Annotated in this window: 19 protein-coding genes; 8 read left to right on the top strand and 11 right to left on the bottom strand. The window is 69.0% G+C overall.

The genetic code is table 11. The annotated features are described in order from the left end of the window. Positions 1–8 precede the first annotated feature (8 nt). The 5 genes from CNR27_RS06955 to prmB form a co-directional block, all read right to left on the bottom strand. Positions 9–1,787, bottom strand: a complete 1,779-nt coding sequence (locus tag CNR27_RS06955) for a type IV pilus assembly protein FimV (RefSeq protein ID WP_342744093.1) — start codon at positions 1,785–1,787, stop codon at positions 9–11. A gap of 178 nt (positions 1,788–1,965) precedes the next feature. Further along, complete coding sequence (locus tag CNR27_RS06950; RefSeq protein ID WP_096297533.1) at positions 1,966–2,994, bottom strand: aspartate-semialdehyde dehydrogenase; 1,029 nt, start codon at positions 2,992–2,994, stop codon at positions 1,966–1,968. Positions 2,995–3,079: 85 nt separating this feature from the next. Then, positions 3,080–4,141, bottom strand: a complete 1,062-nt coding sequence (locus tag CNR27_RS06945; protein ID WP_096297532.1) for a 2-hydroxyacid dehydrogenase — start codon at positions 4,139–4,141, stop codon at positions 3,080–3,082. After that, on the bottom strand, positions 4,095–5,213 hold the full coding sequence (gene aroC / locus CNR27_RS06940) for a chorismate synthase (RefSeq protein ID WP_096297531.1): 1,119 nt from the start codon (positions 5,211–5,213) through the stop codon (positions 4,095–4,097). The genes CNR27_RS06945 and aroC overlap by 47 nt, the downstream gene beginning before the upstream one ends. Positions 5,214–5,658: 445 nt before the next feature. Next, positions 5,659–6,630, bottom strand: coding sequence for a 50S ribosomal protein L3 N(5)-glutamine methyltransferase (gene prmB, locus CNR27_RS06935; protein ID WP_096297530.1), 972 nt, complete (start codon positions 6,628–6,630; stop codon positions 5,659–5,661). 110 nt (positions 6,631–6,740) lie between these two features. Here prmB and CNR27_RS06930 point away from each other — a divergent pair, with 110 nt between their 5' ends. Beyond that, positions 6,741–7,406, top strand: coding sequence for an SCO family protein (locus CNR27_RS06930; RefSeq protein ID WP_096297529.1), 666 nt, complete (start codon positions 6,741–6,743; stop codon positions 7,404–7,406). Continuing rightward, the gene (asd, locus tag CNR27_RS06925) at positions 7,403–8,251 is read left to right on the top strand and encodes an archaetidylserine decarboxylase (protein WP_096297528.1); all 849 of its coding nucleotides are present in this window, start codon (positions 7,403–7,405) and stop codon (positions 8,249–8,251) included. Before CNR27_RS06930 ends, asd begins: the two co-directional genes overlap by 4 nt. A gap of 187 nt (positions 8,252–8,438) precedes the next feature. On the opposite strand, the gene CNR27_RS06920 is transcribed toward asd, so the two are convergent. After that, entirely contained in the window at positions 8,439–9,986 is a 1,548-nt protein-coding gene (locus CNR27_RS06920) for a transglycosylase SLT domain-containing protein (protein WP_096297527.1), read from the bottom strand. 133 nt (positions 9,987–10,119) lie between these two features. Between CNR27_RS06920 and CNR27_RS06915 the strand changes: the two genes are divergently transcribed. Genes CNR27_RS06915 through CNR27_RS06905 form a run of 3 tightly spaced genes read left to right on the top strand, consistent with a single transcriptional unit; the run spans position 10,120 to position 12,702 of the window. Further along, positions 10,120–11,610: a helicase HerA-like domain-containing protein gene (locus CNR27_RS06915; protein ID WP_096300398.1), complete on the top strand. Its 1,491-nt coding sequence runs from the start codon at positions 10,120–10,122 to the stop codon at positions 11,608–11,610. A gap of 7 nt (positions 11,611–11,617) precedes the next feature. Continuing rightward, the gene (gene greB / locus CNR27_RS06910) at positions 11,618–12,124 is read left to right on the top strand and encodes a transcription elongation factor GreB (protein WP_096297526.1); all 507 of its coding nucleotides are present in this window, start codon (positions 11,618–11,620) and stop codon (positions 12,122–12,124) included. Then, positions 12,121–12,702, top strand: coding sequence for a hypothetical protein (locus tag CNR27_RS06905; RefSeq protein ID WP_096297525.1), 582 nt, complete (start codon positions 12,121–12,123; stop codon positions 12,700–12,702). Before greB ends, CNR27_RS06905 begins: the two co-directional genes overlap by 4 nt. 225 nt (positions 12,703–12,927) lie before the next feature. Here the strand turns inward: CNR27_RS06905 and CNR27_RS06900 are convergent, their stop codons facing one another. Then, the gene (locus CNR27_RS06900) at positions 12,928–13,323 is read right to left on the bottom strand and encodes a hypothetical protein (protein WP_096297524.1); all 396 of its coding nucleotides are present in this window, start codon (positions 13,321–13,323) and stop codon (positions 12,928–12,930) included. Continuing rightward, positions 13,320–14,693 (bottom strand): 30S ribosomal protein S12 methylthiotransferase RimO, encoded by a 1,374-nt coding sequence (gene rimO / locus CNR27_RS06895; protein WP_096297523.1) that lies wholly within the window; start codon positions 14,691–14,693, stop codon positions 13,320–13,322. Before rimO ends, CNR27_RS06900 begins: the two co-directional genes overlap by 4 nt. A gap of 174 nt (positions 14,694–14,867) precedes the next feature. Here rimO and CNR27_RS06890 point away from each other — a divergent pair, with 174 nt between their 5' ends. After that, positions 14,868–15,557, top strand: coding sequence for a dienelactone hydrolase family protein (locus CNR27_RS06890; RefSeq protein ID WP_096297522.1), 690 nt, complete (start codon positions 14,868–14,870; stop codon positions 15,555–15,557). Then, the gene (locus CNR27_RS06885; protein ID WP_096297521.1) at positions 15,554–15,973 is read left to right on the top strand and encodes an HIT domain-containing protein; all 420 of its coding nucleotides are present in this window, start codon (positions 15,554–15,556) and stop codon (positions 15,971–15,973) included. The genes CNR27_RS06890 and CNR27_RS06885 overlap by 4 nt, the downstream gene beginning before the upstream one ends. A gap of 58 nt (positions 15,974–16,031) precedes the next feature. Here CNR27_RS06885 and dcd read toward each other — a convergent pair whose 3' ends face one another. Beyond that, positions 16,032–16,610, bottom strand: a complete 579-nt coding sequence (gene dcd / locus CNR27_RS06880) for a dCTP deaminase (RefSeq protein ID WP_096297520.1) — start codon at positions 16,608–16,610, stop codon at positions 16,032–16,034. An 88-nt stretch (positions 16,611–16,698) separates the two neighbouring features. Next, positions 16,699–17,550, bottom strand: coding sequence for an iron-sulfur cluster carrier protein ApbC (gene apbC / locus CNR27_RS06875; RefSeq protein WP_096300396.1), 852 nt, complete (start codon positions 17,548–17,550; stop codon positions 16,699–16,701). 459 nt (positions 17,551–18,009) lie between these two features. Here apbC and CNR27_RS06870 point away from each other — a divergent pair, with 459 nt between their 5' ends. After that, positions 18,010–20,958 (top strand): TonB-dependent receptor plug domain-containing protein, encoded by a 2,949-nt coding sequence (locus CNR27_RS06870; protein WP_245815775.1) that lies wholly within the window; start codon positions 18,010–18,012, stop codon positions 20,956–20,958. Here CNR27_RS06870 and CNR27_RS15700 read toward each other — a convergent pair. Continuing rightward, complete coding sequence (locus tag CNR27_RS15700; RefSeq protein ID WP_245815774.1) at positions 20,936–21,328, bottom strand: hypothetical protein; 393 nt, start codon at positions 21,326–21,328, stop codon at positions 20,936–20,938. The genes CNR27_RS06870 and CNR27_RS15700 overlap by 23 nt on opposite strands. Between the last annotated feature and the right edge of the window lie 14 nt (positions 21,329–21,342).

Genomic DNA, 21,342 nt, shown 5'->3' with positions numbered 1-21,342 from the left:
CGACGTTCTCAGCCCAGCGTGCGCAGCAGCTGCGCGGCCTCGGCCGCCGCGATCGGATCGTCGCCGTCCGCCACTTCCTGCAGCAGACTGCGCGCGGTCCCGGTATCGCCCAGATCGACATAGGCGCGGGCGAGCTCGATCCGCTCCAGTCCGATCGGCGTCTCGACCGCGTCGCCTTCGTCGAGTTCGACATGCGTAGCGGTTCCGCGCGGCGCATCGTCCGACCGGTCCGGCTCGGCCGGCCTGACGACGGGAGCCGCCTCCGGCGCGTGCCAGGTGGGGCCGACCGCTGCCGGCCCGGCACCGGCGGCAGGCGAGACTGCAGGCGCTGCATCCGGCACTTCGCGGACGAATGCGGGGGATGCGGCATCCTGCGCGGGCGCAGGCGTGAGCGAAGCCGGCGCGGCGGTCGGCATGGCCGTGGCCAGTGCGGCGCGGTCGAACGGGCGAGCGGTCGCCGGCGCGCGGCCACGGCGACCGAGCAGGAACGCCAGCGCAGCCACGACGAGCAGGGCCAGTCCGAGCCAGACCCACGGGAACGGCGCAAAGGCGGCCTGTTGCTGGTTGCTGGCCTCCATGCGCTGGTGCGCGGCGGCGAGCTCGGCATCCTTGAGTTCGATCAGCTGCTGCTGTTGCCGTTGCAACTGCTCGAGGTCATCGAGCCGCGCCTTGAGTTCGTCGATCTCGGCGGTACGCGCGGCCACGGTCTCGTTGGCCTGTTGCAGTTCCTGACGCAGCATGTCCCCTCCGGTGCCGGCGGCAATGCCGGACTGGCTGCCCGCCGGCTGGGCTTCGCTGGCGGGTGGTGTGATTTCGAGCCGCGCGGCGGCCGTGCGTGGGGCGGCGTCCGATGCCGCGGCGGCGGTCGTATCCGCGGCCGGCGCGTCGGCAGTCGGCTCGGCTGGCTGCGGCGCCGGGCGACGCATCTCGCGCCACTGCCCGACCTGTTCGCGCACCACGGCGTTGGCCTCCGCGGCGCTGAACTGCGCCCAGGCATCGCGCGCCGGGATCCGCAGCACGGCGCCCTGGCGGACCAGGTTGAGATTGCCGCCGATGAACGCTTCCGGATTCGTGCGCAGCAGCAGCACCATTGCCTGGTTGACGCTGATGCCGGCCTGTTCGGCGAGCGGCGCGGCAATCGCCGACAGCGTCTGGCCCGCGCGCACCGCAGGCAGCGCATCACCCGGCGCGAGCGGATCCGCTGCGGCAGGTCGCGCCGCCGGGGCCGGCGCGGGCGCCGTGGCGAGGGCGTCGCCCGGCGCCGCAGTGTCGGTAGATGCCTCGGACTGCGGCGAGGACGAAGCCGCAGCGGCGGGCGTGCGGACGATGGTCGGCGATGACGCCGCGACCGGCGCCTGGATCGTCGGCTGGGCAGGCGCAGCGACCGTGTCGGGCACCGCAAGCAACGCGGCGTATTCGCGCACCAGACGTCCCTGGCCCCAGTCGACTTCGACGAGGAAGGTCAGCGATTCCTGGTCGACAGGCCCTGCGCTGGTGACGCGGATCACCGGGCGGCCGCTGGCATCGAGGGCGACATTGAACTGCAGGTCGGAGACCACGCCGCGCGGCGGCTCGAGGCCGATGCGCGCAAAGGTGTCGGGCGAGGCGAGCCGCGCCTGCAGCTGGCGCAGCTCGGCCGGATCGCTGGAGACGATCGGAATTTCGGCCAGCAGCGGTTGGCCCTGCTGCGAGCGGACCTCGATGCGGCCCAGTCCCAGCGCGAGCACGGGCCCCGCCAGGGCCATGAGCCCGGCGGTGAGCAACAGACGCGGAAGAATGCGCGACACGAACGTCCCCTGGTTCCTGCGGAGCGGCCTGGAGCGGCGCGTGCGCCGACTGACCGGATTCATCGGACGACTGTAGCGGCGCGGCATCCCGCTCCGCAACGCAACGCGTCCGGGCGGCTGTCGCCTACGCTTGCCGGTGCCCGCTGCGAGGTCGGGCGCGATGCGCTGCCTGCGTCCATCAGCCCTCGCCCGCCACCAGCTCGGCAACCTGCACCGCATTGAGCGCGGCGCCCTTGCGGATGTTGTCGGCAACGATCCACAGGTTCAGACCGTTCGGATGCGAGAGATCCTCGCGGATGCGGCCGACGAACACCGGATCGCGCCCCGATGCGTGGGTGACCGGCGTCGGCCAGCCGCCGGCGATGCGCTCGTCCACGACCTCCACGCCCGGTGCATCGGCGAGGATGGCACGCGCCTCGTCCACGCTGATGCGCTCGCGCAGCTCGACGGCGACCGACTCCGAATGCCCGTAGAACACCGGCACGCGCACGGCGGTCGGGTTCACCAGGATGCTGTCGTCGCCGAGGATCTTGTGCGTTTCCCAGACCAGCTTCATTTCCTCCCTGGTGAAGCCGTTCTCGAGGAAGGCGTCGATCTGCGGGATCAAGTTGAAGGCGATCTGCACCGGGAACTTCTGCGGATCGATCCCACGGAAATTGAGCAGGTCGCCGGTCTGGCGGCCGAGCTCCTCCATCGCCGAACGCCCCGCGCCCGACACCGACTGGTAGGTCGACACATTGATGCGCACGATCCGGGCGCGGCGATGCAGCGGCGCCAGCGCGACGAGCATCTGCATCGTCGAGCAATTGGGATTGGCGATGATGCCGCGCGGGCGGGCGCGTGCGGCTTCCGGATTGACCTCGCTGATCACCAGCGGCACGTCGTCGTCGTAGCGGAACGCCGAACTGTTGTCGATGACGACGGCGCCGGCCGCGGCGAACTTCGGCGCGTAGACCTTGCTGGTGTCGCTGCCGGCGGAGAACAGCGCGATGTCGATGCCGGAAGGATCGAACGTGGCGAGATCCTGCACGACGATGTCGTCATCGCCGAACTTCACGGTGGTGCCGGCGGAACGCTCGGAGGCCAGCGCTACGAGCTCCGACACGGGGAAATCGCGCTCGGCGAGGATCGACAGCATGGTCTCGCCGACGGCGCCGGTGGCACCGACGACGGCAACGCGGAAACGGCGGTTCAGGTCAGGGGACATTGCAAACTCTCGAAAGGATTCTTGGGGGGGCGCGCATGCGCGCGGATGCTGGGGATCGGACTTGCGGGAACCGCCCGGTCGGGCGTCAGGCGGCTCCCGCCCGTTTGCCGGCATCGCCGCCTTGCGTCACCGGCACGATCGGCGTCGGCGGACGACCGGCGTCGGGGCCGGCGCCGAGCGCGGCGATGAGATTGTCGACCGCCAGCGTCACCATCGCCCGGCGCGTGGACAGGCTGCCGCTGGCGATGTGCGGGGTGAGCACGATGTTGTCCAGTGCCAGCAGGCGCGGATCGACCGCCGGCTCGCCCTCGAACACGTCGAGCGCGGCCGCGGCGAGGCGGCCACTGCCCAATGCCTCGGCCAGCGCGGCCTCGTCAACGATGCCGCCGCGGGCGATGTTGGTCAGCGTCGCAGTCGGCTTCATCTTCGCCAGCGCGGCGGCGTCGACGATGTGGTGGGTCTGCGGCGAGTACGGCAGCACCAGGACCAGGTGATCGGCGCGTGCCAGAAGCGTGTCGAAGTCGACATACGAGGCCTTGTACGCGCCCTCGACATCGGCCGGCAGCCGGCTGCGGTTGTGGTAGAGCACCTGCATGTCGAAACCGGACGCGCGTTTCGCGATGCCCTGCCCGATCCGGCCCATGCCGAGGATGCCGAGCGTGCTGCGATGCAGATCGGCGCCGAGCAGACCCTTGAAGTTCCAGCCGGTCCACTTGCCACCACGCAGGTGACGTTCGGACTCGGTGATGCGGCGCGCGGCGGCCATCATCAGCGCGAAGCCGAAATCGGCGGTGGTCTCGGTCAACACATCCGGCGTATTGGTCGCGACGATGCCGCGCGACTGCAACGCGCCCACATCGAGATTGTCATAGCCGACGCCGACGTTGGCGACCGCGCGCAGCTTCGGCGCACTCGCGATCTCGCGCTCGCCGATGCGCTCGTTGAGCGTCACCAGCGCGCCGTCGACCTCGCGCAGCGCAGCGGCGATCGCGGCTTCGTCGTGCTCGCGGACATCGGGCGCCTGCACGACATCGAAGTACGCGTGCAGCCGGGAGACGATGTCGTCGAACAATGGCTGCGACACCCAGACGCGCGGCCGCTCAGCCACCGATGCGGCCCGCAATGCGTGGCGTGACGTCGCCGACATCGCCGCACTGCGCGCGATGCCGCAGCGCGTGGTCCATCAGCACCAGTGCGAGCATCGCCTCGCAGATCGGGGTCGCGCGGATGCCGACGCAGGGATCGTGGCGGCCGGTGGTGACCACTTCGACGACATTGCCGTCGACGTCGAGGCCGTCGGCCGGCAAACGCAGACTGGAGGTCGGCTTGAATGCGGTGGAGACCACGATCTGCTGGCCGGTGCTGATGCCTCCGAGCACGCCGCCGGCGTGGTTGGACGCAAAGCCCTGCGCCGTCATCAGGTCGCGATGCTCGCTGCCCCTCTGCGCGATGGACGCGAAGCCGGCGCCGATCTCGACCCCCTTGACCGCATTGATCGACATCATCGCCGCGGCCAGGTCGCCGTCGAGCTTGCCGTAGACGGGCTCGCCCCAGCCCGGCGGCACGCCGTCGGCCACGGCGGTCGCGCGCGCGCCGACGGAATCGCCGGACTTGCGCAGCGCATCCATGTAGGCCTCGAGTTCCGGCACCTGCGAGGCATCGGGCCAGAAGAACGGATTGGATTCGACGACATCGAAGTCGATCGCCGCGCTGTCGAACTGCGCGGGCACGATGTCGCCGAGCTGCGAGAGATAGCCGCGCACGCGAACGCCGAAGCGATCATTCAGCCACTTCTTGGCGATCACCGCCGCGGCCACACGCATCGTGGTCTCGCGCGCCGACGAGCGCCCGCCGCCGCGCGGATCGCGGATGCCGTACTTCTGCCAGTAGGTGTAATCCGCATGCCCGGGGCGGAACTGTCGGGCGATGCTGCCGTAGTCCTTGCTGCGCGCATCGGTGTTGCGGATCAGCAGCGCGATCGGCGTGCCGGTGGTCACGCCCTCGTAGACGCCGCTGAGGATCTCGACCTCGTCGGCCTCGCGCCGTGCCGAGGTGTGCCGGGTCTTGCCGGTCGCGCGCCGCGCCAGGTCGTGGGCGAAATCCTCGACGGCGAGCTCTATGCCCGGAGGACAGCCGTCCACCACGCAACCGATCGCCGGCCCGTGGCTCTCGCCGAAGGTCGTGACGGTGAACAGATGGCCGAAGCTGTTGCTGGACATGGCACCAGGCGCCGAAGGGGCGCAGGAGGGAAACGCGGCCGGCAAGCTTAACGCGGAGAGGGCCGCGTGGCGGCATGGCCATCGGCAGCCCTGGCGGCGGCCGGAGGCGCCGGCCACGGCCGGCCGACGCCCGGGCATCACATCGTCACGTCATGCGCGACCAGCCGGGCACTCCCGGGCGATCGGGATCGGCGCGGCGGACCACGCAGCCTGCTGATGCGGCTCCGGGGCACGCCGCTGATTGCGCCTACCACCACGCTGCCCCGCGCGGACGGCGCGACGAACGCGCTGATCAGAACAACGCGCTCAGAACAGCGCCGCTGCCCCGCTGCCCGTCGCCGCCACCGGGGCGGCGGCCTTGGCCTCGCGCTCGGCGGCGAGTGCGCCTACCACCACGCTGCCCCGCGCGGACGGCGCGACGAACGCGCCGATCAGAACAGCGCGCTCAGAACAGCGCCGCTGCCCCGCTGCCCGTCGCCGCCACCGGGGCGGCGGCCTTGGCCTCGCGCTCGGCGGCGAGCTGGGTGATCCGCGGGTTGTGGGTCACCAGGTCGTGGCGTTCGACCACGAAGATCCCCATCTGCCCGACCTGGAACTCGATCCACATCAGCGGCAGTTCCGGCAACAGCTTGACCAGGTGCTGCTCGGACTCGCCGACCTCGCAGATCAGCAGGCCGTCCTCGGTCAGGTGCAGCGGCGCGTCGCGCAGGATCTTGAGGACCAGATCGAGGCCATCGTCGCCCGCGCGCAGCCCCATCTCGGGCTCGTAGGAGTACTCCCGCGGCAGGGCGTCGGTCTCGTCGTTGGTGACATAGGGGGGATTGGTGACGATCAGGTCGTAGTGCTCGCCCTGCAGGCCGTCGAACAGATCGGACTTGAGAAAGCGGGTATTGCGCACTTCCAGACGCTGCTCGTTCTCCCTGGCGAGGCTCAGGGCGTCGTCGCTGAGATCGACGCCGTCGACGTGCCAGTCGGGATTGTGGTGCGCCATGGCGATGGCGATACAGCCCGAGCCGGTGCACAGGTCCAGGGCGCGGCGCACCTCGCGGCCACCGAGCCAGGGCTCGAAGCCACTCATGATCAGCTCGGCGATCGGCGAGCGCGGCACCAGCGCGCGCTTGTCGGACTTGAAGCTCAGGCCGGCGAACCAGGCCTCGCCGGTCAGGTACGCGGCCGGCACCCGCTCCTCGATGCGGCGGATGAACAAGCCGAGCACGTCTTCCTTCTCGGCCAGCGTGACCCGCGACTGGCCATAGACCGGGCTCAGGTCGTGCGGCAGATGCAGCGCATGCAGGGTGAGTTGGGTGGCTTCGTCGATCGCGTTGTCGTAGCTGTGGCCGAAGGTCAGGCCCGCGGCGTTGAAACGGCTGGCGCCATAGCGGATCAGGTCGACGATGGTCTGCAGTTCTTCGGTCATGGCGCGTGGAGCTCGGGAACGCTTGATGGCCACGGATTATAGGTCACCGGCCAGCCGGAGCCGGCACGAACGCGGCGGGTATCATGGCCGGCGCTCGAAACGGACCTGCCATGTTCAACCGGACCACACTCGTCATCCTCTGCGTCGCGCTTGCCGGCGGTCTCGGCCTGCTGGCCGCGCAGCGCTACTTCGCCGCCCCCGCGGCCGCGCCAGCGATCCAGCTCGAGGCGGTGCAGCTGTATCCGCAGCCGCGCCCGCTGCCGGATTTCGCCCTACAGCAGTCGGACGGCACCCAGCTTCTGCCGGGCGAGCTCGCCGGTCACTGGACGCTGGTATTCATCGGCTTCACCCACTGCCCCGACGTGTGCCCGATGACGCTGACGCATCTCGCCCGCGCCCAGCGCCAGTGGGAAGCGCTGCCGGCCTCCACCCGCCCGCGCGTGCTGTTCGTCTCCGTCGACCCCGAGCGCGACACCCCCGAGCGGCTCGGCGAATACGCCCACGCCTTCCACCGCGACACCCTGGCAGCGACGGCCGATATCCCGTCACTGGAAAGCTTCACGCGTTCGCTGTCCATGGTCTTTGCGACGGTGCCGCTGGACCCGGACATGCCTGACGGCCCCTACACGATCGACCACAGTGCGTCGCTGGCCGTGCTCGACCCGCAGGGCCGCATGGCCGGCGTCGTCTCGGGCCGCCTGCTCGGTGCGGAGACGCCCGACCCGGACGCCATCGCCGCCGACCTGCTGCGCCTGACCAACGAGCATCGCCCATGAGCTTCGTCACGACCCTGACCTACGTACTGCCGCACCGCCTGCTGTCCTCGCTGGCACGGCGCCTGGCGTATTCGCAGGATCCCCGTACCCGACGCTGGCTGATCGATACCGTCGTGCGCCGGTTCGGCGTGGACCTGTCGGAGGCGGCGAACCCCGACCCGGCGTCGTACGCCAGCTTCAATGCCTTCTTCACCCGTGCCCTGCGCGAGGGCGCGCGCGTGCCCGATCCCGATCCGCGCGCGCTGGTGATGCCGGCCGACGGCCACATCAGCCAGTGCGGTGCGATCGAGGCCGGGCGCATCTTCCAGGCCAAGGGCCAGTCGTTCACGGTCGCCGAACTGCTGGGCGACGAAGCGGACGCGGCGCCGTATCTCGACGGCAGCTTCGCCACCGTCTATCTGTCGCCGCGCGATTACCACCGCGTGCACATGCCGTGGACCGGCACCCTGCGCGAAACGGTGCACGTGCCCGGCCGGCTCTTCAGCGTCGGCACCGCGGCGGTCGGCCGCGTGCCGCGCCTGTTCGCGCGCAACGAGCGCCTGGTCTGCCACTTCGACACCGATTTCGGGCCGATGGTGCAGGTGATGGTCGGTGCGCTGCTGGTATCGGGCGTGGAGACGGTCTGGAGCGGCGAGGAGATCCCCGCCTATGGCGATCGCATCCAGCGCAAGGACTGGCGCGGCCGTGGCATCACCCTGCAGCGTTTCGAGGAAATGGCGCGCTTCAATTACGGCTCGACGGTCATCGTGCTGCTGCCGAAGGGCGTCGCCGAACTCGAGCCGTCGCTGCATGCCGAATCGCCGGTGCGGCTGGGGCAGCGGCTGGCGATGCGGACTGCTGACTGAAAGCGGCGTACTGCGCCGTTTCAGTCATGCGACATCTCCGGAAAATCGAGCCCCTCTCCCTCAGGGAGAGGGGTTGGGGTGAGGGTGCTTCTGCGGCTCTCCCGCGAACCCCCTGCCCTCACCCGACGCGCCATGCGCGATGCGCGTCGAGCTCCCACAGGGCGAGGTGTTCAACCATCCCTCACCCTCAGCCCGAGCACCCCTCCAGCTTCAGCGTCTGACCCAGCCGGAGCGTATACGCCGGCGCCCGCAGGCCGTTGGCGCCGGCCAGCGCGGGCACATCGCAACCGAAGCGCTGGGCGATGCTGCCGAGGGTTTCGCCACGCGCGACGCGATGCGTGCGCGCTGCGGCGGGCGCAGCCTGTGGCGGACGCGGGGCAGCGGGCGCGGGCGGCAGCGCGGCGGGCGCCGGGGCATCCCCCACCGACATCACTTCGATCGCGCCGGTGCGCACGATGGCGGCACGCGGGTCGCTGTTGACGAGCTCTGCGGCCAGATCGGCGCGCTCTCCACGCACGCACCAGCGCTTGTAGAGGCTGGCGATCCGCGTGGTGCCGGCGAGCGTGGTGCCGACCGGCAGCAGGCTGTCGGCCTCGTAGCTCGGGTTGAGGTTGCGCAGCGCGCGCATGTAGCCGTCGCGGGTATTGCCGTTACCCAGGCAGATCGTCAGTTCGTAGATCGAAGCCGGACGCTCGAGCGTGAACGTGGCCGGACGCGTGTCGATCTTCGGGAAGGTCAGGCCGTATTCCTCCGGATGCAGATACAGCCAGGCCGCGGCGATCACCATCGGGACGTAGTCCTTGGTTTCGGCGGGAAACTGGTTGTAGACCGACGGATCCCAGAAGCTGCGCCCCGCGGCCTCGCGGTAGACGCGCAGCGCGCGGCCTTCGCCGCCGTTGTAGCCGGCGAGCCAGTACTCGATCTCGTTGCCGTGCTGGGCGAAGCGCTCGTTGAGATACACGGCAGCAGCGTCCGCGGCCTGGCGCGGGTCGTAGCGGGTGTCGAAGCCGGTGCCGTCGGGGCCCAGGCCGAAGCGCCGGCCGGTCGCCGGCATGAACTGCAGCGGCCCGGCAGCGCCGGCGCGCGATCGCGCATGCACGCGGCCGTTGGATTCCTTGGCGAGGATGCCGAACAGCAGCGCCTCCGGAAGGCCGCTGCGCTTGAACGCCGGCGACATCAGGTGCTGCATGTACTGGTAGTTCTCGTGGCTGGTCATCAGCGCCACGCGCATGTCGGTGAGCCAGCGCCGGATCGACGCCTGCACCGCGGGATTGAGCTGGACCATGCGCTTGAAGCGCTCGTCCTCGGCGAGCAGCGCCGATGCGCTCGCGGCAGCCGGCACGTCGGCGGTGGGGAGCCCGCCGTCCGGTCCGTCGATGCCGGCCTCGTCAGGCCCCTGGCCGGCCTGGGCGTCGGCGTCGGCCTTGAGCAGGCGCTTGTAGGTGGTCAGCAGCTGCGGAACGCTGCAGGCACGCTGCTTCTCGCAGGCCAGCATCACGTCTTCCATGTCCTCGAGCGCGGCGTTGCTCGCATCCATGCCGGCGGGATCGTCGTTGGCGAGCTGCACCAGCGCCTGGCGGTAGCGGCCCTCGGCCTCGAGCATGCGCTGGGTCAGGCCCTCGGCGGCCTCACGGTCGCGGCGCGACTGCGCCTGCGCGTCGGTGGCCGTGCCGGCCAGGGCCAGCGCGAGCGCGAGCGCGCCGAAGCGCAGCGTCGTGGAAACGGAATCTGGCATCGTGACCGGGGTCCAGCAAAGAGGGCCCGCAGGGTAGCCCTGCCCCTCGCGGCCCGGCAAGGCGCGTGGCGCGAAGCGCTACCTGCGACACAGTCGCTAGAATCACTGTCCCTGGCGCCAGGACATGCATGCGATGGATCCGATCCTGCTCGGCAAGGCCGTCACCACGCCCGATGCCGGGCCCGTGTACCTGTTGCCCGGGCTCGGCAACCGCCACGGCCTCGTCGCCGGTGCGACCGGCACCGGCAAGACCGTGACATTGATGACGCTGGCCGAAGGCTTTTCGCGGATCGGCGTGCCGGTCTTCATGGCCGACGTCAAGGGAGACGTGGCCGGCCTCGCGGTCGCGGGCACCGCGAGCGAGGCTCTGCAGGCGCGCGCCCTGGACATCGGCATCCCCGACTGGGCGCCCGCCGCCAGCCCGGTGGTGTTCTGGGATCTCTACGGCGAGCTGGGCCATCCGGTGCGCACGACGGTCAGCGAGGTCGGGCCACTGCTGCTATCGCGCATCCTCGAACTCAACGACACCCAGTCCGGCGTGCTCGACATCGTGTTCAAGCTGGCCGATGACCGCGGCCTGCTGCTGCTCGACCTGGCGGACCTTCGCGCCCTGCTCGGCGTGGTCGCCGACGAGCGCAAGGACATCTCCACCCGCTACGGGCTGGTCAGCGCGCAATCGGTCGCAGCGATCCAGCGCGCGCTGCTGCGGCTGGAACAGGACGGCGGCGATCGCTTCTTCGGTGAGCCGGCGCTGGAGCTGTCGGACCTCATGCGCACGACCACCGACGGCCGCGGCGTGATCGGCATCCTGGCCGCCGACCAGCTGGTCCTGCGCCCGCGCCTGTATTCCACGTTCCTGCTGTGGCTGCTGTCGGAGCTGTTCGAGACGTTGCCGGAAGTCGGCGATCTCGACAGACCGAAGCTGGTCTTCGTGTTCGACGAAGCGCACCTGCTCTTCGACGACGCGCCCCGTGCACTCCAGCAGCGCATCGAACAGGTCGTGCGCCTGATCCGCTCCAAGGGCGTCGGGGTGTATTTCTGCTCGCAGTTCCCCGACGACGTGCCCGGGGCTGTGCTGGGCCAGCTCGGCAATCGCGTGCAGCACGCACTGCGCGCGTACACCCCGCGCGACCAGAAGGCGGTGCGCACGGCGGCCGAGACCTTCGCGCCGAATCCCGCGCTCGATGTCGCCGCGACGATCTCGCAACTCGCAACCGGTGAGGCGCTGGTCTCGACCCTCCAGCACAAGGGCGTGCCCATGCCGGTCGAACGCACACTGATCGCGCCGCCACGCTGCCGGATGGGTGGCATCAGTGCGGACGAGCGCGCACGTGTGCGCGCCGGCAGCCCGATCGCCGGCAAGTACGACACCCCGGTCAATCGCGAGTCGGCGGCGGAACTGCTCGCCAGCCGCGCCCAGGATGCCGCCGCGCAGGCAAGGACCCCGCCCGCGCAAACCGCGCGTGAGGCCGAGGCCGAAGGTGGTGTCGGCCGGTCGATCAACGAGTTCCTGTTCGGCACCAGCCGCCGCCAGGGCGCCGTGCAGGCAGCCGGCAAGCAGGCGGTGCGCACGATCACCAATCGCATCGTCCGCAACCTGCTCGGCGGGATGCGCGTCAGGTGAGCGCCCGATGAGTCGCTGGCGTCCACCCTCCGCGGCGAGCACCGCGCTGATCACGCCCGAGGGGCATGCACGGCTCAAGGCCGAGCTCGACGACCTGTGGCGCGTGCGCCGGCCCGAGGTGGTGCGGGCGCTGTCTGCGGCCGCAGCCGAAGGCGACCGTTCGGAGAACGCCGAGTACACCTACCGCAAGAAACAGCTCGGCGAGATCGACCGGCGCGTGCGGTATCTGTCCAAGCGGCTCGAATCACTGCGCGTGGTCGACACCGTGCCCAGCGATGCGGACGCGATCTTCTTCGGCGCATACGTCGAGCTGGAGGACACCGACAGCGGCGAGCTGGCGCGCTATCGCATCGTTGGACCCGACGAGACCGACGCCAGGGCGGGCTGGATCAGCATCGACTCGCCACTCGCGCGGGCGATGCTGAAGAAACGCGTCGACGACGAGTTCGAAGCCCAGCTGCCTGCAGGACCGGTGCGCTTCGCGGTCGTGGCGGTCGCCTACCGCTCGGCATGAGCGTCAGGCAGCGGGTACGCGTCGGCCCTGCGTCCGCCGCGACGGGCAGCCCACGACTGGCGCGGGCGCTGTGGCCGGTGCTGCTGGCGACCTTGCCCGCCTGCATGCAGGAGGCGCCGTTGCCGCCACCGGTCGCCGAGGCCACGGTGCGTGTGGATGCGAAAGCCCGGGCGCACGCCGAGCTCGCGCATCGCGTGCGTCGGTTCCTGATCGATCGCGGCGCGCGCGGACCGGTCGCGGCCGACGACGAACGGTTCCGGCTCGGCGCGTTCTTGCGCGCGCGCGCGGACACCCACCATTTCGGGCCCGATTTCCACGCCCGCGCGCGCGTCGCGCTGGCCGCTCCGGGGGCACCGACCCAGGCCGATACCGCGCTGCGGGCACTGCAGGCGACGGTGGATGCCCGCCTGCCGCACTGGCAGGCGCTGGTCGATTACAACGCCTCGGGCCGGATGCGCGACGACGCCGGCGAAGAGGGCCGTCGCCTGCTGCCGTGGGCGATCGCGGCGCTCGATGCGATCGAAGCGGCGGCCTGGCGGTACGTGGACGCGGTGGAATCGGCCCCGACCCGCGAGTGATCGGGCGGATGCAGCGCCCGAAGTGATGCGTCTTCCCTGCGCCGGCCGCGCGCCAGGGCTTCATCCCACGCCGGTGTCGCCGACGTCGGTCGGCATGTGCGCGCAGCCTGCGACGACACGCAGGTGAGCCGGCCAGAGCGGCCCGGTCTGGCGCGGTGCGGACGCGGTGGGCCATGCCATGCAGCGCGTGGGCCCGCCCGCACTCTGCGCTGCAACGCGGAGCCGTCAGTCGATACGACGCATCTCGAAGATCCGCTCGTCGGACAGCGCGGTGAAGTAGCCGGTCGTCGACCTGAAATTCTGCTGCGGGAACTCGGTGCCGGGCGACACCCGGCACAGCAGGAATGCCCGCGAGTACGCGCACTGCAGACGGGCCTGCGGATCGACATCCGGAAACAGTCCCGCCTGCTCCAGGCGATCGAGCGGCAGCAGCGCCAGCCCTTCGCCGCGGAACATCGCCAGCCAGCCGCGGCCTTCGGCGCGAACCACCAGCTCGGCGTCGGCGGGAAACGCATCATTGCCGTCGCCCGCCGGCCGGTAGGTGCCACTGAGCCCGTCGCCTGCCTGCGCATGGGCGGCCGCGCCCAGCATGGCCACCAGCGCGAGCGCGAGGCGCTTCACGCGTGGACCTCGGCGACCTCGCCGTAGAGGTCATGCTCGTCGCTGCCCATGATCTCCACATCGACGAAATCGCCCGGCTGCAGATCGGCTTCGCGGCCATCCTGGATCTGCACCACGCCGTCGATCTCGGGCGCGTCGCCCATCGAACGCGCGATCGCCAGATCGCCGTCGACCATGTCGACCAGGCACATCTGCACCGTGCCGACCTTGGCTTCGAGGCGGGCGGTGGAGATCTCCGCCTGCTTGTCCATGAAGCGCGCGAGGCGCTCCTGCTTCACTTCCTCGGGCACCGCGTCCGGCAGCGCATTGGCCGTCGCGCCTTCGACCGGCGAATAGGCGAACGCACCCACGCGGTCGAGCTGGGCCTCGTCCATGAAGTCGAGCAACTGCTGGAAATCGTGCTCGGTCTCGCCGGGGAAGCCGACGATGAAGGTGCTGCGGATCGTCAGTTCGGGGCAGATCTCGCGCCAGCGCGCGATGCGTTCGCGGGTCTTGTCGATCGCGCCGGGCCGCTTCATGAGTTTGAGGATGCGCGGGCTGGCGTGTTGCAGCGGCACGTCCAGATACGGCAGCAGCTTTGGCATGCCGTCGACGTGGCGCTCGGTCATCAGCGGGATGATGTCGTCGACGTGCGGATACGGGTACACGTAATGCAGCCGCGTCCACACGCCCAGTTCCGACAGGCCTTCGCACAGCGCCTTCATCCGCGTGGCGTACTGGCGCTCGCGCCAGGTGCGCTCGGCATAGCGCACGTCGACGCCATAGGCCGAGGTGTCCTGCGAGATCACCAGCAGCTCGCGCACCCCGCCGCGCACGAGCTTTTCGGCCTCGCGCAGCACGTCATCTACCGGGCGCGACACCAGATCGCCGCGCATCGACGGAATGATGCAGAAGCTGCAGCGATGGTTGCAGCCTTCGGAGATCTTCAGGTACGCGTAGTGCTTGGGCGTCAGCTTGATGCCGACGTCGTCGTCCATTGCCGCGCGGCGCGGCAGCAGATCGAGGAAGGGGTCATGCTTCTGCGGCGCCGCGGCGTGCACCGCGCGCATCACCGAGCCGTAGTCCTGCGGTCCGCTGATCGACAGCACGCCCGGGTGCGCCTCGCGGATCACCTCCGAACGCTTGCCCAGGCACCCGGTGACGATCACCTTGCCGTTCTCGGAGATCGCCTCGCCGATCGCATCCAGCGATTCGGTCACCGCCGAATCGATGAAGCCGCAGGTGTTGACGACGACGACGTCGGCATCGTCATAGGTCTGCACGATGTCATAGCCCTCGACCCGGAGCTGGGTGAGGATGCGTTCGGAATCGACGAGGGCTTTCGGACAGCCGAGGCTGACGAACCCGACCTTGGGATTGGCTGCGGACATGGGGAACCGTTGCTTGGGGAGATGGCCGCTGCAGCGGCTCCGGATCGCGTTCGCGCGGCATGAGGCCCACTCGCGGGCCGCGCAGTATACCGCCGCGCCGCGCCCGGACCGACCGCACACTATCGGCCCCGGGCCGCCGGTAGACTCGGGGCATCACCTGAACAGGGAAACCGCATGGGCCGGGACATCAGCCTCGCCACCCCGTACGGACCGGTGCACGCCTGGCGTGCCGATCCGCCGCATGGCGCCGCGCCGCGGGGCGCGCTGCTGGTCATCCAGGAGATCTTCGGCGTCAACGCGCATATCCGCAGTGTCGCCGACGGCTATGCCGCGGCCGGTTATGTCGCCCTCGCGCCGGCCGTGTTCGACCCCGTCGCCCGCAACGTGGAGCTGGGCTACGACGCCGAGGGCGTGAGCCGGGGCCGGGCCCTGGTTGCCTCGCTCGGTATCGAGCGGGCGCTCGGCGTGCTGCGGGCCGGCCGCGACCTCCTGCAGGCGCAGGGCCATCGCCGTGTGGGCGCAGTCGGCTTCTGCTGGGGCGGCACGCTCGCGTTCCTTGCCAACGCCAGGCTCGGCATGCTGGCGGCGAGCTATTACGGCGCACAGACCCTGCCCTTCCTGGAGGAGCCCCTGCAGGCGCCGATGCTGTTCCACTTCGGCGCCGACGACCCCTCGATTCCCCCGGAAGCCATCGAGCGCCACAGGACCCTGCAGCCGGACGCGGAAGTACACGTGCACCCGGGCGGCCATGGCTTCAACCGGGATATCGACCCCAACCACTACCATGCGCAAAGCGCGACCAGCGCCCGTCGCGCGACCCTCGCCTTCCTCGACGCCGCCCTGCGGCGGGAGCCCGCGCCATGAGCCATTCCGGCCCGTACATCCTGCACCCGCAACTGGCGGAGGATACCCACCCCCTGGCCCTGCTCGGACTGTGCGAGCTGCGCCTGATGGACGACGCCAACTACCCCTGGCTGGTGCTCGTACCGCGGATCGCCGATGCCCGTGAACTGATCGATCTCGATCCCGACCAGCGACGTGCGCTGACCGACGACATCGACACCGCCGCGCGCCTGCTGCGCGACGCGTTCCAGCCCTACAAACTCAACATCGCCGCGCTCGGCAACATGGTCGAGCAACTGCACATCCACGTGATCGGCCGCGAACGCGACGATCCGGCCTGGCCGGCGCCGGTCTGGGGCCGGGTCGCTGCCAGGCCCTATACGCCCGAGCAGCTGGTCACACGGATCGCCAGCCTCCAGGCAGCGCTGCAAGGCTGAGGCCGGGCATCACCGGCAGGCGGGGACCCGGAGCGCCGCATCCCGGGAAGAACGTTGCTCAGGTGCGCGGCAGGGTGACGCCGCGCTGGCCCTGGTACTTGCCGCCGCGATCCTTGTACGAGGTCTCGCAGACGTCATCGGCGTCCGACTGGAAGAACAGCATCTGCGCCACGCCCTCGTTGGCGTAGATGCGCGCCGGCAGCGGCGTGGTGTTGCTGAACTCCAGGGTCACATGCCCTTCCCACTCCGGCTCGAGCGGCGTGACGTTGACGATGATCCCGCAGCGGGCATACGTGCTCTTGCCCAGGCATACCACCAGCGTGTCGCGCGGAATGCGGAAGTACTCGACGGTGCGCGCCAGCGCGAACGAATTCGGCGGGATGATGCACTCGTCGGCCTCGATGTCGACGAAGCTCTTGGGGTCGAAGTGCTTGGGATCGACGATCGTCGAGTTGATGTTGGTGAACACCTTGAACTCGCGCGAACAGCGCACGTCGTAGCCATAGCTCGATGTACCGTAACTGACGATGCGCGCGCCGGCCGGGTCCTGCTTGATCTGGCCGGGCTCGAAGGGCTCGATCATGCCACCCGGCTGCTCGGACATGCGGCGGATCCAGCGGTCGCTCTTGATGCTCATCGTGGGGTTCCTGCGGCCTTGGGCCTGGACGGTCATTGTCCACGGCCTGTCTGCCGGCGTCACCCCGGCAGGCCATGGCGCAGTTAGGTCAGAGCAGCGACGCGGAAATCGACATCGGCGCGCGCGGGCGCTTCTCGAGTTCTTCGACCAGGCGCCGCGCCGTGGCGCGATAGGCCGTCGCCGCAGGCGATGCGGGCATCGCGGCGACGATCGGCACGCCGGCATCCCCCTGCGCGCGGATGCCGATCTCAAGCGGCAGCGAGCCCAGCAGCGGCACGCCGTACTGCGCCGCCATGCGCTGGCCACCGCCCTCGCCGAACAGGTGTTCGACGTGGCCGCAATTCGAGCAGACGTGCTGGGCCATGTTCTCGACGAGCCCCAGAACCGCCACTTCGACCTTCTCGAACATCCGCAGCGCCTTGCGAGCGTCCAGCGTCGCCACGTCCTGCGGCGTGGTCACGATGACCGCGCCCGCGACCGGAATCTTCTGCGCCAGCGTGAGCTGGATATCGCCGGTGCCCGGCGGCAGATCGACGAGCAGGTAATCAAGCGCCTCGTCCCCGCCCCACAACGTGTCGTTGAGCAGCTGGGTCAACGCGGACGTCGCCATGGGTCCACGCCAGATCATCGGCGTGTCCTGATCGACCAGCAGGCCGATCGACATCGCCTCGATGCCATGTGCCTGCATCGGCAGGATGGACTTGCCGTCCGGGCTGTCGGGCTTGCCGGACAGTCCCAGCATCGTCGGAATGCTGGGCCCGTACACGTCGGCGTCCAGCACGCCCACCCTCGCCCCCTCGGCCGCCAGCGCAAGCGCAAGGTTCACCGCGGTCGTGGATTTGCCCACGCCGCCCTTGCCGGAGCCGATGGCGATGATGTTGCGGATGCGGGGGTGGGAAGACAGGTTGGCTTGAACGGAACGGGCTGCGGCGTGCGGCATCAGAGTCTTCTTGTGATCGTGGTGGTGGCAGGCCGACGGCATCGGCTCCCCGCACGGGCAGCAGCTCGAGCGACGGACGAAGCCTGCACAGGCCGTGGTGAGGCACGGGATCTACGACATGCATCACGGCAGGCCGCTACCCGAGGCCAGCGCACCGCCGCCGTTGGGTGCGGCCCTGCGTGCGAGCGCATTAGCTTAAACCGCGCCACTGACGGAAGGGCGGGACAGCGGATCCGGAAGGGACGACCGCAATGCGGCGAAAAAGCGCATATGAACCCAGGCGGAACTTGACCAAGGTTGTGAAATTGGTGTTAGGATCGGTTCACAACCGCTTAACGCTGCGTTCACTTAGACCATATGTGGTTGATAACCAAGGGGATTTAAATGCGCTCACGTCGAACCCTGGGCCCTGTCCGGCCCCGCCGCAACCCGCTTCATCTGGCGCTCGCCGCAGCCCTGATGCTGCCCATGGGCCTCGCATCGGCGCAGAGCACCCCGCCGACAGACGACGAAGAAGAGCCCGCGCCCACGGCGGAGCAGACGCAGGCCGCCGCTTCCGCGCCAGCCATTACCCTGGATCGCGTCAGCGTTACCGGCTCGCGCATTGCGCGCGACACCTTCAACTCGGTTTCACCGGTTCAGGTGATCAGCCGCGAGGAATCCACGCTGGCAGGCTTCAGCTCCACCACAGGCGTGCTCCAGAGCAACTCGGTGACCGGCGGCTCCTCGCAGATCAACAACGCCTACGGCGGCTTCGTCGTCAATGGCGGGCCGGGCGTGAACACGCTGTCGCTGCGCGGTCTTGGCGCGACCCGCACGCTGATCCTGCTCAACGGACGTCGCGTCTCCCCGGCTGGCTCGCGCGGCGCCGTGGGTTCGGCGGATCTCAACGTGCTGCCGAACATGATGATCGAGCGGATCGAAGTGCTGAAGGACGGCGCCTCGTCGATCTACGGCTCCGATGCGGTTGCCGGCGTCGTTAACGTCATCACCCGCACCCGGGTCGATGACACCACGGTCGAGTTCCAACGCAACTTCACCCAGGACGGCGGTGGCGACGAAACGCGCGCCGGCATCATGACCGGCGCCGTAGGCGATCGATGGCATGCGTCAGGCTCGCTGGAAATGAATCAGCGCGCGGAACTCACCCTCGGCCAGCGCGGCTGGGCCAGTGACTGCCCGCGGCCGCTCCTCGGCCGCAACGCTGACGGCTCGTATGGCGCGGACGACTACATCGACCCCCGCACCGGCCGCCCGAAATGCTGGACGATCGACGACAGCGGCGTGACGATCAACACGATCGGCACGGGCAACATCGCCGGCGTCCCGGGCCTGGGCAGCGTCGGTACCGGCGCGAGCGGCAACATCTTCAATCGCTGGCGCCCGAACCCCGGCGTGACCACGGGTCTTCCCGGTTACGAAGGGGTCGACTACTTCGGTCGTGACAGCTTCGATCCGGCCATGCTGCGCGAGTCGCTGATTTCACCTACCAAGAACACCACCGGCTTCCTGCAGGCCGGCTTCGATCTCAATGCCCTGGGCGATGCCGAGCTCTACTTCGAGGGCCTTGGCCACCGTCGAGAGTCGCAGCAGATCGGCTATCTGCAACACAGCCTCGACTATCCCGTGGGCAGCCCACTTCTCGGCAGCCTTTCGACCCTCCCCGCGTGGCTGGCAGCGCCTGCCGACGGATCCACCAATGGCAGGAATGTGTCGGTGCGCGCCTTCATCGGCTGGGGCCCATACAAGAGCTGGCAGGAAGTGGACTTCTTCCGCGCGACCGGGGGATTGCGCGGCAATCTCGGCACCGAGTGGAGCTACGACACTTACTACAGCCATGCGCGCTCTGATTCGGCATACATGGTGGAGAACCGCCTGACCGACCGCATCGCGCGGAGTATCGACGTCGTATCCGACGGGCGCGGCGGTTTCGTGTGCCGCGACCCCTCTGGCGGATGCGTCCCCACGCCTGCGTTGTCGGCTGCAGTGGTTGGCGGAGATCTTCCGCAGGCCTACCGTGACTACATCATGCAGGACACCCGCGGCCAGACCATCTATACCGAGTCCACGTTCAACTTCGGCGTCAATGGTCCACTGTTCGACCTGCCCGCGGGCACGGTCAGCACCGCGATGGGCGTGGAACACCGTCGTCAGGAAATCGACGACACCCCCGACATCAACTCGATCAACAACAACCTCTTCGGCTTTACCGCATCCCAGCCTACGCGCGGCAAGGACTCGGTGAGCGAGGCGTATATCGAGTTCGAGGTGCCGCTGCTGTCGGATCTGCCGTTCGCGCAGGAATTCACCTTCAATGCGTCCGCGCGATACACCGACTACGACTCCTACGGTGACGACTCCACGTGGAAGCTCGGCGTGCTCTATACGCCGGTCGACTGGTTGTCGATACGCGCCTCCCGCGGCACGTCGTTCCGCGCCCCGGCTCTGTTCGAACAGTTCCTGGGTGCCACCAGCGGCTTCCTGTCCTCGGCTACAGACCCCTGCAACGAGTACGGCAACCGGAACCCCACCTCGGCCCGCTATCAGAACTGCGCCAGTGAAGGCCTGCCGACGAACTTCCAGCAGACCAGCAGCGTGACCTCGATCACGCAAGGCGGTGCCGAGACCGGCCTGGCCGCCGAGACCTCCGTCGCCGTGACGGCGGGCATCGTCCTGCAGCCGGAATTCCCGGAATGGTTCGGTGATCTGTCGTTCGCCGCCGATTACTACGACATCAAGGTCGACAACGGTGTCGCGCGCCTGTCCGGCCAGAATGTCATGAACCTCTGCTACGACAGCCAACCCGCGGACTTCAATTCCGATGCCGGCCAGTGCAGCCTGGTGACCCGTGGCGTCAACAACTCGATGTCGGTGACCTCGGGCTACGTGAACATCTCGGAAAGCCTGGTGCGCGGCTGGGACTTCACCGCCCGCTTCGTTCGGGAAATCGGTCCGGGCTCGTTCCGCACCACTGCGCGCCTTTCCAACTACCTGACCCAGGCCGGCCGTACCTTCCCGACCGACCCGCTGCGCAACACCACGGGAACGGTAGCGCAGCCCCAGTACGCCGGTGATGTGGACTTCTCGTATTCGGTGCAGAAGTGGCTGGTGCGTTACGGCCTCGAGTGGGTGGGGGCGACGAACGACTACGATTACTACGAGACCTATTTCGACACGGACTACCGTCCCCTCTATCTCCTCGAGACCGGCAACTACTTCCTGTCCAATCTCTCGGTCCAGTACCGGGGTGACGACTGGTCGGCCACGGTCGGCGCACGCAACCTCGCCGACAAGGAACCGCCGATGGTGTCTGCAGGCTGGGGCAATCGCATCGGCAACGCCCCGCTCTACAGTGGCTACGACTATCTCGGAAGGACATTCTTCTTCAATCTGAGCAAGTCGTTCTGATCTGATCAGGGCACAGGTCCGGGCCGCCACTCTTCGAGTGGCGGCTCTTTTTTTGGCGGCAACCCGCCACCCCGAATTCTGGAAGGCATTCCATGAAACGCTTGCTGACCGCAGTATCGATCGCATCGGCTCTGGTCGTTGTCCAGACCGCACATGCCGAAAACAAGACGCCGAGCGCGCCGACCATTGAGCAGCTGGCCGCATTCCCGGCCTTTTCCAGCTTCACCCTCTCACCTGACGGCCGGCACATCGCCGCGTTGCGGGCCATAGGTGAAGACCGTGCCATCGCGGTCTGGAAGACCGACGCACTGGACCAGCCACCCACGCTGATCGGCTCGGACCGGATGAAGTTCGGTGGCGTGTCTTTCATCAAGAACGATCGCC

Origin of the sequence: Luteimonas chenhongjianii (genome assembly GCF_002327105.1) — a bacterium.
In the GTDB taxonomy this organism is placed as follows: domain Bacteria; phylum Pseudomonadota; class Gammaproteobacteria; order Xanthomonadales; family Xanthomonadaceae; genus Luteimonas; species Luteimonas chenhongjianii.
This window is presented reverse-complemented; position numbering and strand designations above follow the sequence as displayed.

What these genes read in the sequence shown, in the direction of transcription:
- CNR27_RS06945 (WP_096297532.1), bottom strand. Translation starts at nt 4,141, where the DNA reads ATGTCGGCGACGTCACGCCACGCATTGCGGGCCGCATCGGTGGCTGAG.
- CNR27_RS06915 (WP_096300398.1), top strand. Translation starts at nt 10,120, where the DNA reads ATGGATCCGATCCTGCTCGGCAAGGCCGTCACCACGCCCGATGCCGGG.
- CNR27_RS15700 (WP_245815774.1), bottom strand. Translation starts at nt 21,328, where the DNA reads ATGAAAGACACGCCACCGAACTTCATCCGGTCCGAGCCGATCAGCGTG.
- CNR27_RS06870 (WP_245815775.1), top strand. Translation starts at nt 18,010, where the DNA reads ATGCTGCCCATGGGCCTCGCATCGGCGCAGAGCACCCCGCCGACAGAC.
- aroC (WP_096297531.1), bottom strand. Translation starts at nt 5,213, where the DNA reads ATGTCCAGCAACAGCTTCGGCCATCTGTTCACCGTCACGACCTTCGGC.
- CNR27_RS06885 (WP_096297521.1), top strand. Translation starts at nt 15,554, where the DNA reads ATGAGCCATTCCGGCCCGTACATCCTGCACCCGCAACTGGCGGAGGAT.
- dcd (WP_096297520.1), bottom strand. Translation starts at nt 16,610, where the DNA reads ATGAGCATCAAGAGCGACCGCTGGATCCGCCGCATGTCCGAGCAGCCG.
- greB (WP_096297526.1), top strand. Translation starts at nt 11,618, where the DNA reads ATGAGTCGCTGGCGTCCACCCTCCGCGGCGAGCACCGCGCTGATCACG.
- rimO (WP_096297523.1), bottom strand. Translation starts at nt 14,693, where the DNA reads ATGTCCGCAGCCAATCCCAAGGTCGGGTTCGTCAGCCTCGGCTGTCCG.
- CNR27_RS06920 (WP_096297527.1), bottom strand. Translation starts at nt 9,986, where the DNA reads ATGCCAGATTCCGTTTCCACGACGCTGCGCTTCGGCGCGCTCGCGCTC.
- CNR27_RS06890 (WP_096297522.1), top strand. Translation starts at nt 14,868, where the DNA reads ATGGGCCGGGACATCAGCCTCGCCACCCCGTACGGACCGGTGCACGCC.
- apbC (WP_096300396.1), bottom strand. Translation starts at nt 17,550, where the DNA reads ATGCCGCACGCCGCAGCCCGTTCCGTTCAAGCCAACCTGTCTTCCCAC.
- prmB (WP_096297530.1), bottom strand. Translation starts at nt 6,630, where the DNA reads ATGACCGAAGAACTGCAGACCATCGTCGACCTGATCCGCTATGGCGCC.
- CNR27_RS06930 (WP_096297529.1), top strand. Translation starts at nt 6,741, where the DNA reads ATGTTCAACCGGACCACACTCGTCATCCTCTGCGTCGCGCTTGCCGGC.
- CNR27_RS06950 (WP_096297533.1), bottom strand. Translation starts at nt 2,994, where the DNA reads ATGTCCCCTGACCTGAACCGCCGTTTCCGCGTTGCCGTCGTCGGTGCC.
- CNR27_RS06905 (WP_096297525.1), top strand. Translation starts at nt 12,121, where the DNA reads ATGAGCGTCAGGCAGCGGGTACGCGTCGGCCCTGCGTCCGCCGCGACG.
- asd (WP_096297528.1), top strand. Translation starts at nt 7,403, where the DNA reads ATGAGCTTCGTCACGACCCTGACCTACGTACTGCCGCACCGCCTGCTG.